General features: G+C 33.5%; 15 protein-coding genes and 1 pseudogene. 6 read left to right on the plus strand and 10 right to left on the minus strand.

Annotated elements, in window-relative coordinates; all coding sequences use genetic code 11:
* Positions 1–28 precede the first annotated feature (28 nt).
* From ABN080_RS12255 to ABN080_RS12270, 4 genes are read left to right on the plus strand one after another with little or no spacing between them, the layout of a single operon-like run.
* Complete coding sequence (locus tag ABN080_RS12255; RefSeq protein ID WP_349441171.1) at positions 29–601, plus strand: fimbrial protein; 573 nt, start codon at positions 29–31, stop codon at positions 599–601.
* A 58-nt stretch (positions 602–659) separates the two neighbouring features.
* On the plus strand, positions 660–1,340 hold the full coding sequence (locus ABN080_RS12260; RefSeq protein ID WP_197269985.1) for a fimbrial biogenesis chaperone: 681 nt from the start codon (positions 660–662) through the stop codon (positions 1,338–1,340).
* A gap of 18 nt (positions 1,341–1,358) precedes the next feature.
* Positions 1,359–3,869, plus strand: coding sequence for a fimbria/pilus outer membrane usher protein (locus ABN080_RS12265; protein WP_349441172.1), 2,511 nt, complete (start codon positions 1,359–1,361; stop codon positions 3,867–3,869).
* Positions 3,870–3,878: 9 nt separating this feature from the next.
* The gene (locus ABN080_RS12270) at positions 3,879–4,940 is read left to right on the plus strand and encodes a fimbrial protein (RefSeq protein WP_349441173.1); all 1,062 of its coding nucleotides are present in this window, start codon (positions 3,879–3,881) and stop codon (positions 4,938–4,940) included.
* 88 nt (positions 4,941–5,028) lie between these two features.
* Here ABN080_RS12270 and ABN080_RS12275 read toward each other — a convergent pair whose 3' ends face one another.
* From ABN080_RS12275 to ABN080_RS12310, 8 genes are read right to left on the minus strand one after another with little or no spacing between them, the layout of a single operon-like run.
* Complete coding sequence (locus ABN080_RS12275; protein ID WP_115351189.1) at positions 5,029–6,129, minus strand: MrpH family fimbial adhesin; 1,101 nt, start codon at positions 6,127–6,129, stop codon at positions 5,029–5,031.
* 8 nt (positions 6,130–6,137) lie between these two features.
* Entirely contained in the window at positions 6,138–6,653 is a 516-nt protein-coding gene (locus tag ABN080_RS12280; protein ID WP_115351190.1) for a fimbrial protein, read from the minus strand.
* A 9-nt stretch (positions 6,654–6,662) separates the two neighbouring features.
* A complete protein-coding gene (locus ABN080_RS12285; RefSeq protein WP_349441174.1) occupies positions 6,663–7,190 on the minus strand; it encodes a fimbrial protein in 528 nt (175 codons plus the stop codon).
* A complete protein-coding gene (locus tag ABN080_RS12290; RefSeq protein WP_072069531.1) occupies positions 7,183–7,671 on the minus strand; it encodes a hypothetical protein in 489 nt (162 codons plus the stop codon). The genes ABN080_RS12285 and ABN080_RS12290 overlap by 8 nt, the downstream gene beginning before the upstream one ends.
* A gap of 15 nt (positions 7,672–7,686) precedes the next feature.
* Positions 7,687–8,421: a fimbria/pilus periplasmic chaperone gene (locus ABN080_RS12295; protein WP_196554308.1), complete on the minus strand. Its 735-nt coding sequence runs from the start codon at positions 8,419–8,421 to the stop codon at positions 7,687–7,689.
* Positions 8,422–8,442: 21 nt separating this feature from the next.
* Positions 8,443–10,947 (minus strand): fimbria/pilus outer membrane usher protein, encoded by a 2,505-nt coding sequence (locus tag ABN080_RS12300; RefSeq protein ID WP_419775797.1) that lies wholly within the window; start codon positions 10,945–10,947, stop codon positions 8,443–8,445.
* A gap of 38 nt (positions 10,948–10,985) precedes the next feature.
* Positions 10,986–11,573, minus strand: coding sequence for a fimbrial protein (locus tag ABN080_RS12305; RefSeq protein ID WP_072069534.1), 588 nt, complete (start codon positions 11,571–11,573; stop codon positions 10,986–10,988).
* A gap of 58 nt (positions 11,574–11,631) precedes the next feature.
* Positions 11,632–12,186 (minus strand): fimbrial protein, encoded by a 555-nt coding sequence (locus tag ABN080_RS12310; protein WP_072069535.1) that lies wholly within the window; start codon positions 12,184–12,186, stop codon positions 11,632–11,634.
* 1,630 nt (positions 12,187–13,816) lie between these two features.
* Here ABN080_RS12310 and ABN080_RS12315 point away from each other — a divergent pair.
* Together ABN080_RS12315 and ABN080_RS12320 are read left to right on the plus strand one after the other, a co-directional pair.
* A complete protein-coding gene (locus ABN080_RS12315; protein ID WP_349441176.1) occupies positions 13,817–14,302 on the plus strand; it encodes a hypothetical protein in 486 nt (161 codons plus the stop codon).
* 100 nt (positions 14,303–14,402) lie between these two features.
* Positions 14,403–15,275 carry a phosphorothioated DNA-binding restriction endonuclease gene (locus ABN080_RS12320; RefSeq protein WP_349441177.1) on the plus strand — a complete coding sequence of 291 codons (873 nt, stop codon included), beginning with the start codon at positions 14,403–14,405 and terminating at the stop codon, positions 15,273–15,275.
* Between the two features lie 83 nt (positions 15,276–15,358).
* On the opposite strand, the pseudogene ABN080_RS12325 reads toward ABN080_RS12320, so the two are convergent.
* Both ABN080_RS12325 and ABN080_RS12330 read right to left on the minus strand, forming a co-directional pair.
* Positions 15,359–15,658, minus strand: a pseudogene (locus ABN080_RS12325) (DUF932 domain-containing protein); the annotation flags it as partial.
* A gap of 133 nt (positions 15,659–15,791) precedes the next feature.
* Positions 15,792–15,950 (minus strand): hypothetical protein, encoded by a 159-nt coding sequence (locus ABN080_RS12330; protein ID WP_349441178.1) that lies wholly within the window; start codon positions 15,948–15,950, stop codon positions 15,792–15,794.
* Positions 15,951–16,218: the final 268 nt, after the last annotated feature.

The following is a 16,218-nucleotide window of genomic DNA, read 5'->3' on the forward strand; positions in this document are numbered from 1 at the left end:
TATTTATATCAATCACTAGGGGTCAACAATGTCTATTTTAACAAAAAAATTACTTCCAATGACTTTCGTTATTTCAGCAATAACGGCAAGTGCAACAGTTTCTGCGGAAGAGCAAACAGGACAAATTTCTTTTACTGGTTTAATTTATGCATCAACTTGTACCATTGATATTAATGGCACCGGTTCTGATGGTAACGTTAATATGGGGCGTTATGCTACCAGTGAATTTGACGGTGCAGGTAGCGAAGTAGGAGGAACTGGCGGTAATGGTAAATTAGATATCTCTTTAATTAATTGCCCACCTCAAGGTAAAGTTAAATTAAAACTAGAGGGTAAAACAGATAGTAGCTCTAACCAAATTTTGGCATTAGATAATCCTAATGATACTAATACCGCAAAAAATGTCGGTATTCATATTTATGATCATGATGATTTAGATGTTCCTTACAATATTAATTTTGCTGAAGAATATGATATTAAAGATAATGGAGATCTTAAATCTAAAACATTATCTTTTATTGCCAAATATGTCAGCACTGATAATGACGTTGAAGCAGGTCGTGCTGATGCAACATTAAATTATACTCTGACTTATCAATAATAAATAAATGCAGGTTAATTATTATATTAACCTGCATATCTTAAAGAGGTACTTTTTGATGATATTTAAAAAAATGCTATTAGGACTAGGATTAATATTTAGCTCAATCACATCTAGCTTTGCTGGATTTGGTTTAGAAACAACCCGTGTTGTTTATAATGAAAGTAATAATAATGAAGGATTTGTTGCATTTAATAGCGATAAAAATACTAATTATTTATTACAATCTTGGGTCGAAGATCTTAATGGGAAACTTACCCAAGATTTTGTTATTACACCACCATTAATTAAATTAATAGCTCAACAAAAAAACACATTACAAGTCACTAAAAATACCATCTTACCTAATGATATTGAATCTATGTATTGGATCAATGTTAAATTTGTCGCACCAAGTAGTGAGAACTTAGAGAATGTGCTTCGCTATTCTATGACCAATAGAATTAAATTAATTTATAGACCTCAATCTCTTAAAAATGCCAATATTGAAAAAGAAATCAAAACGTTAAATTGGAATATAAAAAATGAAAACCTCGTAGTATCAAATAAATCACCTTATTTTATCAATATTGGGAAGCTAATAATCGATGGTAAAGAGATTGAAAATATACCTAGTTTTCTTTTACCAAAATCAGAAACAACAATTAATGTAGGTAAAACACTTCCGAGCAATAAGAAAATAGAATTATTTTATATCGATGATTTTGGAAAAAGTCTTCCAGTGGAATTCTCATTATAATAAGAGACGTTATTCAATATGAAAAAGACAATGGATAATTATTTAAATAAATCGCCACTCCATTTATTTATTGTTGGTGTTTTATTCGCTTCTTTTAATACATCTGCAAACGATTATTATCCTGCTAATCTATTAAATATTGAAGGAAGTACACAGCAAGTTACCAATGAAGATCTTAATGTCTTTAGAGAGAATAATATTGCTCCAGATAGTTATACTGTAACACTTTTTGTGAATGACAATCGCGTATTAACTCGTGAATTTGATTTCATTCTGATGGAAGATGAGGATGGTAATAAAATATTAGCACCTCGTCTTTCCGCTGAAGAATGGTATAACGCAGGTATTGATCTCCCTTATGATGTGATTAATAAAAACAAAAATAATGATTTTATTAATCTCAACGATATTAACAATGCCAGTGGTTATCTTGATCTAAATAGAAAAAAATATATTTTAACAATACCACAGTTATATGTTAACGAAGATAGACTAAAAGAAAATGAAATAAAAAATTGGGATTCAGGTATTCCTGCATTATTAGTTAACTATGCCTTATCTTCATTCAATAGCCGTAGTCATGGTAATACAACAGACAGTTATTATGGCAATATTCAAACCCAAGTTAACTTAGGACCTTGGCGCTTTAATAACTATTCAACCTGGTCAAAGAATGAGAATGGCGATAAAAAATGGAATACGCTAAGTAATGTGATTTCTAGAGCAATCACCAGTATTAATAGTGAATTAATGATTGGTGATCTTTATTCTTCTTCACAACTGTTTGATTCAGTAAAATTTAGAGGCATTAAATTAGTCACTGATAGATTAATGACACCAACACAAAATAGAACTTATGCACCGAGTGTTTCTGGTATTGCCAATTCAGAATCTATAGTGACTATTACCCAAAATGGCCAAGTCATTTATAAACGCAGTGTACCTGCGGGGCCTTTTAATATCACTGATTATTATCCGATGAACAGTGGGGGAGATTTACATGTTAGCGTTACTGAAGCCGATGGCTCTGAAAAAAACTTCATAGTCCCCTTTTCTTCTATTGCCAATCTTGAACGAAAAGGTGAAATAAAATATAGCTTTTCAACCGGTAAATATGACGGTAACAATAGCGGTGATGGCGCCTATGTTGTTCAAACTGAGGCTTTCTATGGTTTAACTGACTACGTTACTCTTTATGGCGGCGTGCTTGTTGGTGAAAAATATCAATCTGTTGGTATCGGAACTGGGCTCAATTTAGGTAGCTATGGTGCAATAACCTCTGATTTACTATACGCAAAATCTTCCACTAATCATGGTAATGACGCATTACATGGTAATGCCATTAGAGTAAATTATTCTAAAAATATATCAGTTACAGATACAACACTTTCATTAGTCGGCTATCGTCATTTTGATGCCAACTTTCTTAATTTTACGCAAGCAATGGAACACAAGGATACAAAATATAATCCTAATAATGGATTAAAAAATGAATATACATTCTCCATTAATCAGCCTTTATTTTCTAATAATGCATCAATTAATTTAAACTCTGTTATTTATAAGTATGTCGATGGCAAAACTGTTCACTCTTATAATACAGGTATTAATAGCTCTATTAATAAAGTTAGCTATAGCATTTATTATACTTATTATGATGGTAGTCGTTATAACGATAAGAATAAAAATAGTCATGATTTAAGTATGAATATTAGTATTCCATTCTCATGGAATGAAAACTACATTTGGGCTAATTATGGTATTTCGACTAATAATGATAGCCAAGTATTACAAACCGCACGTCTAAGCGGAACCTATGGTGATAAAAACCAAGCCAACTGGGATGTTTACCAAGGATATGGCAATAAAGGTGTTAATTATAGTGGTGGTTTAAACGGCTCTTATAAAGCACCAAACGCTGTCGTTAATGCAGGATATTCATATACAGAAGATAAACAAAATATTAACTACGGTATTAGTGGAGCATTAATAGCAACACAATATGGAGCGGTATTTACGCCTTCATTACAACAAACAAACGCATTAATATTGACCAAGGATACCTCTGGTGTAGAAGTGATTAATGGTCAATCTATTAAAACCAATAATAGTGGGTTAGCGGTTGTTTCTGGCATGTCTCCTTACCAAAAAAATAGCATTAGCGTTAATACCAATTCAATACCTAGTAACACTGAAATCTCGAACAATATTATTAGTAATATTATTCCGACCAAAGGTGCATTAGTGTTGGCTGATTTTGATGCCAAAAAAGGATTTAAATTCCTACTAACATTACAGACACCGGATAAAAGTACCATTCCAATGGGCGCTAAAGCCGTGATTGATAATGATGATACACAATTAGTAGCAAGCTTCCATCAACTCTATTTTGTTGCCAATAAACCACAAGGCAACATTCAAGTTTCATGGACTATTCACGGTGAGCAGAAAATCTGTCATGCAACTTATGACATTAATAACAAAGCGCCAGTTAATGGTTTATATATTTTAGATACTGAGTGTAAATAAGGAAATAAAATGACTAACTTAAAAAATAAGATGAATAAATTATTATTTCTAATTTTTATCCTTAGTTTATCTTCTCTCTCTTTTTACAGCCATGCGGCACCAGATTGTGTTAATAACGGGGGTATTAAACATGGCACGATGGATGCGAGAGGTGGCACAATTGAACTAAAAGGAATGGTCAAAAAAAATCAAGAAGTAGCCCGTTTTACATTTAAACGTGATGGCTCTGATGTTGCTGTTGCGGATTGTCCTGATGGTGCTGAGTTTTATGCTTATGCAACATATAGCGAGGCAAGTGGTGTAATGCCAACGTATTATATGGATATTGATGGTAGACCAGCTTATTACGTTGTTCGAAATGCCCCTATAGTCGGTTTAGATGATTATGCTTATGTTCTAATCGAAAACCAATCTGGTCTTGCATTTAGAAGCCAACCAGGGCAAGAAGTCCCCGTTAATGCACCCAAGCTTAATACTAGAGACGCGACGGTAATTGTTTACGCCACTAAAGATAACCCTAAATCACAGCGTTTTACGACTCAATATATTGGCTCTATATTAATTAATCGGTTTAATTCAGGTGGTGGTACGACAGCCGTTGGCTTTAGTTACCGTTTATCGGTAAATATTATCAGCGCTCCCACATCATGCAGTGCAGAAAATACTAACCTTGAAATGAATCTCCCTAAAATGCCAATTACTGCATTTTCTAGCCTTGGTTTTCCACGCGATAATCAATATGCTGAAGATAATCTTAGAATAAATTGTACTGGTAATGCTTCCGCTAAAATTAAATTGATGGCACATAATACGACAAGTTATGACGGGCAAAAAACAATTATAAAGCCAGATAATGAAGGTGACGGTAATAATACCAAAGGTGTAGGCTTTGTGGTTTCAGCCCCTCTAAATGATGATACAGTATTAATTAATAATCAGTTTGTGAAACTGGCTGATTTAACCAGTGGGATCAATAATGTTCCATTAAAAACTGAATATTATCGTTATGGTGATGAGGTAAAACCTGGCAAGCTTAGTGCCTCTGCAAACTTTGTGTTGGAGTTTAATTAAAAAGTCTTTGATAATTAAATAATCCACTATCTTTAAAAGAAAAAAACGCTATTCATTTTAATAGCGTTTTTCAATCAATAAGAAAGAATTAAGGATAAGCGGCTATTAATACGGCTGTACCACTATAATTACCCCCACTAGCATTTGTTCCTTTTAAAATACTTTCTATTTGGATCTGCTTATATTGCCCCACTCTAGAAGTAAATTTCTGTCCTCGATTACCAGTCTCTGCATCAATCATTTCAATTTTGCTATAGATAGTACTATTTGTGCCATCGACTTTTAAAGGTAAACGCTGTTGAGGATCACCATCTTTGGTGTAAAACAGTTCAAATTCAACGGGGGTTGGAACAACGTGATCACAAGAGAAATTAATTGGTCTAACAACTCGGCTTTCATACTTTTCAGCATTTAATACACCGTGATTAATAATTAGACTTCCACCTACATCAGTTCGACATTCTGCTGGGGAAATAATAGTACCACCAATTAAACGCATAGGTGCCGTTACACTAGATACTGGCATCATTTGTGGCAACTTAGCCATCGTTTGAGCTAATGGGAATGTACTGTATGCACGAGAATATCCCGCAAATTCAGAAGAAGGAATAACCGTGATCCCATCTAGGTTTCTCTTTTTTACATAAACAGATACTTCAAATGGAAATTGATAAACAAAGCTTTTCATAGTAGCAGTACCACTGCCTGTTTGGCATATACTAGCTTTATAATTTATCCAATTATCCACCATTCCTTTATTTGAATAAATAGTCACAAAAGTATTAAAACTTAATTGATAGAGAGGTAATCCATTAATTGTTGCAGCGCCAGGTGCACGAGGAATATAAGTAAAAATCCTATGAAAACCTTCTCTCTTAACCGGTTTTACACTAGCATCCTCTTGATAAAAAGCCCCCGTACAATTAACTCGTCCTGATGGGCGTAATCCCTTATCACTGATAACATAAGTATCACCGACTTTATAATAATAAACACCATCAGTACCAACAGTAGGTATATTGGATATTTTCGCATTCCGACTTAAGTCAATAATATATCCATCTTGAGAACTTTGTGCCGTGCTCGTATATATTTTAGCAGGTGCCGCTACTGCATTGTTTGTTAACAATAGTCCCGTTACAAAAATAGTGTAAGAAATTTTATTTAGCACTATTAAAAAACTCTTCATATCAACCTCTAATTATAATCAACTAATAACGAGACATTAGCTGTAAAAGGTCCCATTTTAAGCTGTGAGCCAGCTTGATTTGATACCAACTGAGTACTTAGTGAAATTTTTCCTGAATTACTACTACTAAGGATCGGCGTAATACGTTCATAACGTTGAACATTAATTTTACGTTTACCACTGGTAATATCAGAAAATTCAATTCCTAATTGAGCTGTTGTTGTAGCTAATACATCAGTACCATTATAAGAAAAATAACCATTATCTTTAGGAGAAAGATATAAGTTCATCATTTTATTTAAGTTACAATCTTTAATTAATACATCAAAGGTTTTAGGTGGTGTTTTTACTATTGCATTAACATCTACATTTTGAAAATCAATAAATAACTCTTTCGCTCCTTTAGCATCTGTCACTGTACATGCGGGATTAATTAAGGTCGCATTAACTGTAATATAAATTTCAGCAGATGAAATAGGTACATATAATAAGCTAATAGTTAGCGCTAGTATTATTTTTTTCATTATCGCCTCCTATTGATAATCAATATTAAATGTAATTGTCGATGAAAATGCACCCTCTTTTAAATCCCCAGTGACAGGTGGGCGTGCATAAACCTTAAAATTCAATAAATTTTGTTCATTTTGACCTGTTACTAAAACACGAGCCATATCAATTTTTTCATTAAATTTAATGACTGTATCGTTATTATCCAGTAGGCCTAATAAAACATTAGAGCCACCCTCTGTTTTTAAATAACTAATACCTTTATCTGTTACAAGAGTATTACTATTTAATTTTATTGAAATTGTTTTATTTAAATCACTCACATAACAATCAATAATGGGTATAGAAAAATCGACAGGTTGAGAACGGCCATATTCATAAAGATATTTGCTACTAATTTTATTAAGCTGAACCTCTAAGTTATAAGGTGATTCAGGGAGCTTACACCCTGTAGAAACTAGATTTCCCATAAAAGAAATATCTAATGAACCACCCGCATAGCTATAAGTAGAAAAGCTACATAATGGCAATAGTAGATAAATCAACTTATTCATAATATATCTCCATCAGATAGCTATGAGCACCTAATTCTCGCGCTTCAAATTGCAATGCATTTTTACCATTTTGTAATGAAAATTTATGCTTTGATAAAACACGATCATATTCAATAAAAGATAAATTAATCGGTGTCGGTGCCGTCATATTTTTAACAGTCTGTGGAGCAAAAGAATTACCCATACCACATTCAGATAAATTCGCTGTAATTAAAAAAGCGTCATAACTTAGAAATTTATTTTTTGGACGATAAGTTTTTATTTTGTAGTCAATGAATTCACAGGGCGAACTAACAAGATTTGCAGTGACATAAATATAGCCACTGCTTTTATTGTTATATGCACTTTCTATCGTCTCAGTAGAATTTAATAAAGGTTTTGTTTCAATAGTAATTATTTTGGCATAGGCATAACTCCCAGATAATAAAATTATCATAGATAAACAGCTATTTTTTAGATAACGAAATTTCTGGGAATTCATATTCTATTCCTTATGTTACATTTCTTTTGCTACTGTGCATTTAGCTTGATCACACTTAAATTGCAGCGTCGGTTTTCCGCCGTAATCATTAATAATGGTCATATAGGGAACATTTGTTTTAGGTACAGCAACTTCATAATCTGATTTAGGTGGGATCATCACAACACTAAAGGCGCCTGTTTCAGATGCTTTTTGTGTTGAAGCCAATCCAATCACAGTTAAATAAAAAGGTGTCACGTTATTCACGGTATACCCTTTCGCGGATGGTGTTAATGTCACATTATGGAACCACATGCTGTCTGCTTGTGACAGAATTTCTGCAGGACGATAGAACAGTTTTACTCTACTTTGTAATGCAATTTGTAAAACATTCGCTTCTTCAGATTTAGGCGGAACTTCACGTAAGTTATAGTAAAAAACAGTCTCTCTATCTTTTGGTAATGATGCGATAGAAGGTGTCGTACTAATTTGTACAATACTTGATGATTTAGGATCTAGACGCTGGATCGGTGGCGTCGCAATTAATGGCCCTGTTGTTAATTTTTTTTCATTAGCATCATCAATCCACGTTTGTGCTAAATAAGGAAGTGTTGGATTATCATTACGAATAGTAATGTTAATCGATTTTTCAGTTCCAGGAAAAATCACTCTCGTTCTATCTAGTGTTACTGCACTTTGAGCAACACTAGAGATCCCCATTAATGAGATAAAAAGAGTGGAAATGACAGTTTTATTAAATTCTTTTTTCATTTACGGTTAACCTTATTAGTATCACTTACATGGCATTAATAGCATCTGTGTTTTTGGATCAATGGTTTCAGGTAAATTAATGGTGCAACGCTTTTCATTTCCCCAGAAGACGCCCAGTTCTTCATTTTCAGCAACACCCACTACCCAAGCTATACCTTCGTCTCCAACAATACCTAATTCCACATTATCTTTATTACGAATACTTGCCCCAAATGGTGGGTGTTTACCATCACTCATATTAACTGTGGCAAATAACTTATAACCTTTAATTACTTTCATTTGGCGATAACCAATTGCACCTCTTGTTAAAGTGACATCTGTCATCGTATCAATAGCGTCATAGTTATCCGGTAATGCACTTACATCAATCGCTGCTGATGAACTACGGAAACTAGTAACACTTGGTATAACTGCTAATCCAAATGCGTTTGTTTTTACTGATTCACCTTCAATTGGAACACCCGCTATTCCCGGAGTTTCAATAAGTAAGCGTGTATCCCCGTAAGCAGGTTGATGAAGCACAAGGCCATGAGATGTTCCTGTTAAACCACCTGAAAGTGTTCCGCTTAAACTCTTATATTGACTAGGTACATAACTTGCACTTGCAGCAAGGTTTGCAAGACTCATATCTTTACTGACATAACCACTAAATGAAGATTCTGAATCCACTTCTTTTCCATGTGTTAAGCCAGCATTCATACTGTAGCTTAAACCTTCATCATATCCACTATAGCCCACGTTATGGTTGTAACGTCCTTTTCCATCTGTTTTTGTATATTGTTCAGAGAAAGTCAGGTTGCCACCTTGATCGAAAGGCACAGATACATACAAACTTAACGTATCATCATTCACACCTTCACGCTGAGAGCGAAAAGCTGAGAGTGTTAAGTTAATATCGCGGATCTTCACTTTAGATAAAGAGAATCGCGTATTTGCATAAATACCATATTGCGTTTGAGAACGACTATTCCAGAAAGTATTATGTTGATAATTAAGTGATAATGAGAAATTATCAAAATATTTATTTAAATAAATTTGGTAACTTTCTTTCGGAGAATAAGCATCCTGCCCAGTTCTTCGCTCTTCCATAGCTTGGCTTAAGGTACGATAGTCTTCATCCGTAAAACGATAACCAGCAAAGGTAATATTGGTTTTTACTTCATCAAATGATTTCGAGTAGTTCACACGATATGAACGACCTTGTTTATCACTCTCTGATAATTTGGCAAATGATTGGTTGATATCAAAAGAGAGCGCACCAAACATAGAAAGGTCACGCCCAACACCAACTGCAACAGATTGATAGTGTTGAGATAATTGGCTACCACCATATAAACTCCATGCATTACTCACACCATAGGAAATTTCACCGCCAATTGCTGTATCACCCGTTAATCTATGATCTTCATAACGTGATTTACCCCCCACCAATTTATAGCGGATTTGCCCAGGACGAGTTAAGTAAGGCAGTGTTGCAGTAGAAATAGTAAACTTGCGCTCTTCACCATTATCTTCACGAATAGTGACATCTAATTGCCCTTGGATAGAGCTATCCAAAGTCTGAATTCTAAATGGTCCAGGTGGAACTGTTGTTTCTAAAATAATACGATCTTGGCTTTTAACAATAATGGTTGCATTCGTTTTTGCTACACCAACAATTTCTGGCGCATAGCCCACCAACTTAGGTGGTAACATACGATCGTCACTTTCTAAGGTGATACCCGTGTATTGCCAAGCATCAAATAATTGTGAATAAAAATAGTTTTCACCAACAGTTAATGTCGCAGCCAACGCTTTAATAGAACGATAAGCATAGAAACGATTGAAATCAAAATTATGTGATTCATGTTTATCACTGCTATTTCCGCCGTTTTCTTTCTGGTAACTCATACTATAGTCACTACGAAAACGCCAAACGCCCATATTAAAGCCACTGGTACCATTCATAGATGCATAAACAGATTTAGAACCTGAATTATATTTAGCACCGCTGAGTGATAACGTGTAATCAATAAATGCACCTACAATACCTTCCTCCCAACGCGAAGGAGGTACCCATGAAGGATCTGAATATTGTAACCACGTTTGTGGAACCGTTAATTTAAGCGCGAGTGCGGGCAAATCAAATGTTAAATTTGTCCCCGTTAATGGGGATAAATCTAAACATTGACCATCATGGTGTGTTAGAACTTTTTTTTCTGCTTCTTCTGTTAATCCTAATTTTTCAAGATTATTACTAGGCACACAGACAGTATTAAATATATTTTCTGAAGATGCTGTTTTTTCAATTGGATAAACAGAGACTTTTTGACTAGGACCGATCCTTTCACCATTACTAAAAATAGTAAGATGGTAATCCCCTGGCATAATATAGCCAGCACTATTAAATTGGCTGATATCAATATTTGCAGCATCGGAAGCATCAAGAATATCTGTATTAAATTCGACAGAATAAGCATAGAAGCACGGTGACATTGTGAGTAATAAAACTACTTTTGCCATATTTTTTGAAATTAGCATATTCATTCACCGTGATAATGTGATCAAAAAAATAAATTTATTATCTATTTATAATCGATTGAAAAATACACAAATGCAGAGTGCTTTCCTGCTTCTATTATTTGATTAGTAAAAGCAAGTTCAATTTGATAATTTAATATAGGTTCTCTTTTTGCATCTTTAGTATGATATATAAGATGATCAATATAATAAGGCTTATTAGGGGTAATTATATTCTCATCTTCATCTAAAATATAAAAACCTAGTCCATTAGAGCTTCCAGACATCGAAAATATAGAATCATTATTAGCTTCTAATCCATTAAATTGAATATTTAATGCTTTCTTATCTGTATCACTATATTGACTAACACAACTCGATAATCTTATATAAAATTTCTTTCTTAAATTTTCTCTTTTTACTTTATTATCAATGGCAGATAACGATATATCTCCAAATTGGATGTATTGATAACGATCTTCCATTTCAATAGAGCAAGGCGATGCTATAATTGAGCCAACTAATGATGCATTGCCTTTGAGAACTTTGGGTTTTACCACGTCATCAAAAGCAAAAGAGACTGATGATACAAAAAATAGTACTCCCATCGTATTTAAAATAGTCAGATACTTATTTTTATTAAATTTCATCATCTCATTACCATTATTTAAATATGTATAGGGGAAAATCCCCTATACATATATTGGTGCATTATTCGTATGAAATACGGAAGTCAGCGATAGCAGAAAATTCGCCTTCTTTAACTTCTTTAGATGCATCAACAGCTTTAGCTAAAGCAGTGAACTCAAGTACGTTAGTACCTTGTTTGTTACGCATTTTAGCTAAGATATCAGTAGCTTCACCAAATTTGTAAGTATCGATAGCGATACCAACGTTGTTAGCTTTAGTTCTGTCAGTTGCTAACAGTGTATTTGTTGCATCTGCATATGAACGTCCGTCAAATTGGATTTTCATAGTTTTAACAGGTAACCAGTCGCCATTTTCATCTTTTTTGAATTTGTCGAAGTTACACTGTTCTAATTTAATAGTGAATGCTCTTTCTCTTTCATTACCTTGCTCTAAGAACACACGAGAAATTTCACCAAATTTAACTGTTTGATTTAAACTTTCGTCAGCGATGTTACATGGAGAATCAACAACTGAACCAACGAAGTTAACTACGCCATTATTATCAGCAATAGAACCGAAAGATGCTAAAGATAATGCAACTGCAGCGCCAACGATGCTTAATTTCTTAAATGTCATTATGTATACCTCAAAAGTAAGTTAATATCTGACTAACGTCATTTTTTAAAATAGTAGAGCTTATCTTTATTAGATTAAGATATTTAAAAAACCTTTATCTAATTACCTAGATATTATTAATGGAATAATTAATTTATATTTTCTAATTACTCCACCAAATTTCGTTACGCACATACTATAACTTGAAATATTTCTTTTCAATTTGTAAAAAAACTTAAGGTTAAATAAAAAATAGTAATTATTTTTAATGAAATATAGGGATAAAAGATCAAAAAACATCAAAAAACGATCAATAACAAGTGTAATAAACTAAAAAGCAAATTAGGATAATCCGCATATGAGCAGAAGATTAATTTATTGATACTCGCATTGTGATTAAAAATAATATTATTTACCACAAATTAAGACTATTCTTGGTCATTGATATTCAATAAGAAACATCAAAATTACACGTAAAACACGTAAAAAATACACATATTTAATTTTATTAACAATCCTGAAACAAACATGGAGAAAAGTATGGAATAAATATATATCAATAATTACATTTAATATTACTAATCCAGATAACTTTTTAAATCAAAAAAATAACAATAGAATTATTGTCTAATAAATTCTATTATTAAGTCCTTATTTACCCGTCTAAAACAGAACACCAACATAATTGTATGGTTATATTTTCACACACAAATAAATTAAGTATTATTACCTAATTATTTGAATCTCTTCTTTCAGAAAAGAAATTTTTATTTGTTAAAAGTAAGTAGCAAAAAAAACATTTTACTCACAATCAATATTGAGATACTTAACTCAACTTAATATATTAAATCTCACTTAAATTAATCTATTAGTTATTAAATAAAGTTAATTATCGTAATGTTATACTTGTAAATACTAAAATTAGAATATCTGATAACTACTTATTATTAGAATAATCATGTAACTATTTTTTATGTTTTGGATAAATAATAATATCTATATTTCCTTCATAACCATTTATTATCTTAATTCGATATACATTAAACAATGATAGAAAGAAAAGTGAATTTATTCTCTTTGGTAAGCTTTTCATAATCACTGATAGGTTTGCACTATTCACTAACTGAGTAGTAGGAACTGGCTAGTTATATTATAAGTAGAGTTCTAATCAATTAAGCTTCACTGTGTTACATTGCACACAATCGTTATCACATACTGTTATAATTGTGTCGCAATATCAAAACTCCCTGTCGTATCCATGCCTTTAATGGACTCGACAGCTATGCCTGATCACTTCTTATTGGTCGCGCGCTGATCACAGAGAAGCTTGTCGAATGTATTAAATTCTTTTTCTGTTCTTCTTTAACTTGATGCAATTGAGTATACATTGGAAGCTTGAAAAGCAGGGAAAATACTAATATGTCAGGGATTCCAGACATAAAAAAGACGCTTTTAGCGTCTGATTTTTGGTGCCAAGGCCGGACTCGAATAACAAGACTAACAACATGAAATTTAAATAATATATTTTTATTGGTTATTTTTATACCCGTAAATGTACCCATATTGAAAACATTGTATTGATAGATATAAAAATTAGGACAATATTTGGTTTATACTTTGTCAGCCTAAAACATGCCAATAAGTCAACACCATGAAAACAATAAATGAGATCAGTAAAGAAGCATTAAAATTTCGAGAACTACTTAATAACTGTGATAAATCAAATACAGAACTTGTAATAGATTGCTTTCCGATTATGAGCTGTAAGCTTTCCTCGATGCTTTTAGCATACCATTTTCTAAAAAAATGGCCAAATCTAGAACTAAAAGGTGTCTCCGCAGCAACAGGCAAAGGGGAAGAAATAAGCCATTATTGGCTAGAAATCGACGATATTGTGATCGATATAACTGGCGATCAGTACAATATGATCGATGATAATGAGCTGAACAAAAAGATCATAAAAAATAGACCTTTTCCTTCAGTGCATGTTGAGCTCATTTCTGACAGCTATTTATATAACCTATTTAAAATAAAAGAAAAAGAAATACTAATATCAGGATTTCCTGAAATTAGTGCTGATTTCATAGAAAAAATGGAAATTGGTTATAAGCAACTATTGTTCCCTAAAATCATTTAATCCCCTTTTGCATTTAATCAATGAATAATGTATTAATAATCATCTGATTTTTATAGGCAATAACTATATTAAGTGAATGGCAAGATAAGTAAAAATCACTATGTGTACTCAAAAAACACTACAACATAAAGTTTCTAATATCTCAATATGGCGTAAAGGCGATCAAAGAGCTCCTCATAAACCGTTATTACTCCTATTAACACTTTCAGAGTACCGAAAAGGACATGATCGACTATTTAATTATGGAAATGAGATCCATCAACAGCTATTAGAACTACTTGTTAGTTTTGGTCCATCTCGCAGAGAGCATTACCCTAATATGCCCTTTTGGCGATTAGCTCGTGATGGATTTTGGGATTTAGAATCGCCCGAAGAATGGTCCTTACAAAAAAATAATAAACAGCCATCAAAAAATGAGCTCATCAAGCAAAATGTGTTAGGTGGATTTAATCAAGAAAGCTATCAGCTCCTTCTGCATAAACCAAGCCTAATAGATAAATTAGCGCAACAAATTTTAAGTGAGCACTTTCCTGAAAATGTTCAAGATATCATAGCTAACCGCCTCGATTTTCCTCTACAAGAAATTCGCAAAAACCGTGACCCTGCCTTCAGAAAAAATACTCTTCGGGCCTACAATTATCAATGTGCTATATGCGGCTATAACCTACGTTATGATAGTGCTGTCGTTGGCTTAGAAGCAGCTCATATTAAATGGAAACAGTTTGGGGGGCCATGTACTACGGATAATGGAATTGCATTGTGTGCATTACACCATTCTGCATTTGATATGGGAGCTATCAGTATTGATGATAGTATGAAATTACTCGTTTCTAATGGAGTTAATGGTAGCCAAATGGTAGAACAACTATTTTGGCAGTTTGCAAATAAACTAATATATTTGCCTAAAAACCCCTTAGAATATCCCAACGATACATTTATCAATTGGCATCAAGAACAAGTCTTTAAACAATAAAATTTAATTATTTAGATAATCCATTATTCATATCGAAATGATATATCAGCATATTACTTTTCAGCTGTAATATGCTGATATCGTTATACCTTATCCCTACGAGAAAAGCACTCATATATTTTTTCAGTCATCACCCATAGCGCCTTATTCAATTTGATATCCCCATCGATACCATTCACAGAACGAGTGCGAGCTCGCTTGCCTTTAGCATTTCTGCCTAATAATCCCCCTTTAATTAAATTCTCCTGCAAACGTTGATATACCGTCCACAGATCATCTTTCTTATCCTCCCATCGGCGAGGCTGTAATACTTGTTCTTCAGTAATGGGTTGATGCTCTTCGCCATAACGATACGTGAGTGCCGCTTGTGCCAAAGCTTGCCGAGTCCAGAGCATAACCATCGTACCGCTACCCTTTCTGCGCTGATAGCACCAACATTTAAATCACACCGGAAACCCAACAATGAAAAAGTATCATGACTCTCATGAGGCATAGCTACGCCGTTATCAATACAAGCTAAATGGCTTTACTAAATTCACTATCAATCACGGCATCTAATATCCCTATATCAAGAATAGTCCAGCGGATGCTAGCAGATATACGCTTTCCTGGCACCGACAGCACACCCGCTATGTCTGTACCGTTTAATCGACGGTAGAACGTTCCCTGAGCCATTATCAGTACAGTTTGATATGGATGTGAGTTAATGGTTGATAACCGTCTGCTACGTTATCACCCATGTTAGAGGAGGTTCTTCTCAGCGAATGCGTTCGCCTTGGACAACTTTCATTTGCTAATAAACTGATTAGCCTATTCAACCAGTTCAATGAACCTGATCTACGCCATAAAGTGATGTGGCTGTACTGGTATGATTTGATGCTGGGTTTTCCTTTAGATGATTGGCTGAATGCCCTGAAGATGAAAACTGAAGAACTGTCGAAGG

Source organism: Proteus sp. fly-1089, from assembly GCF_040138965.1.
Classification (GTDB): Bacteria; Pseudomonadota; Gammaproteobacteria; order Enterobacterales; family Enterobacteriaceae; genus Proteus; species Proteus vulgaris_B.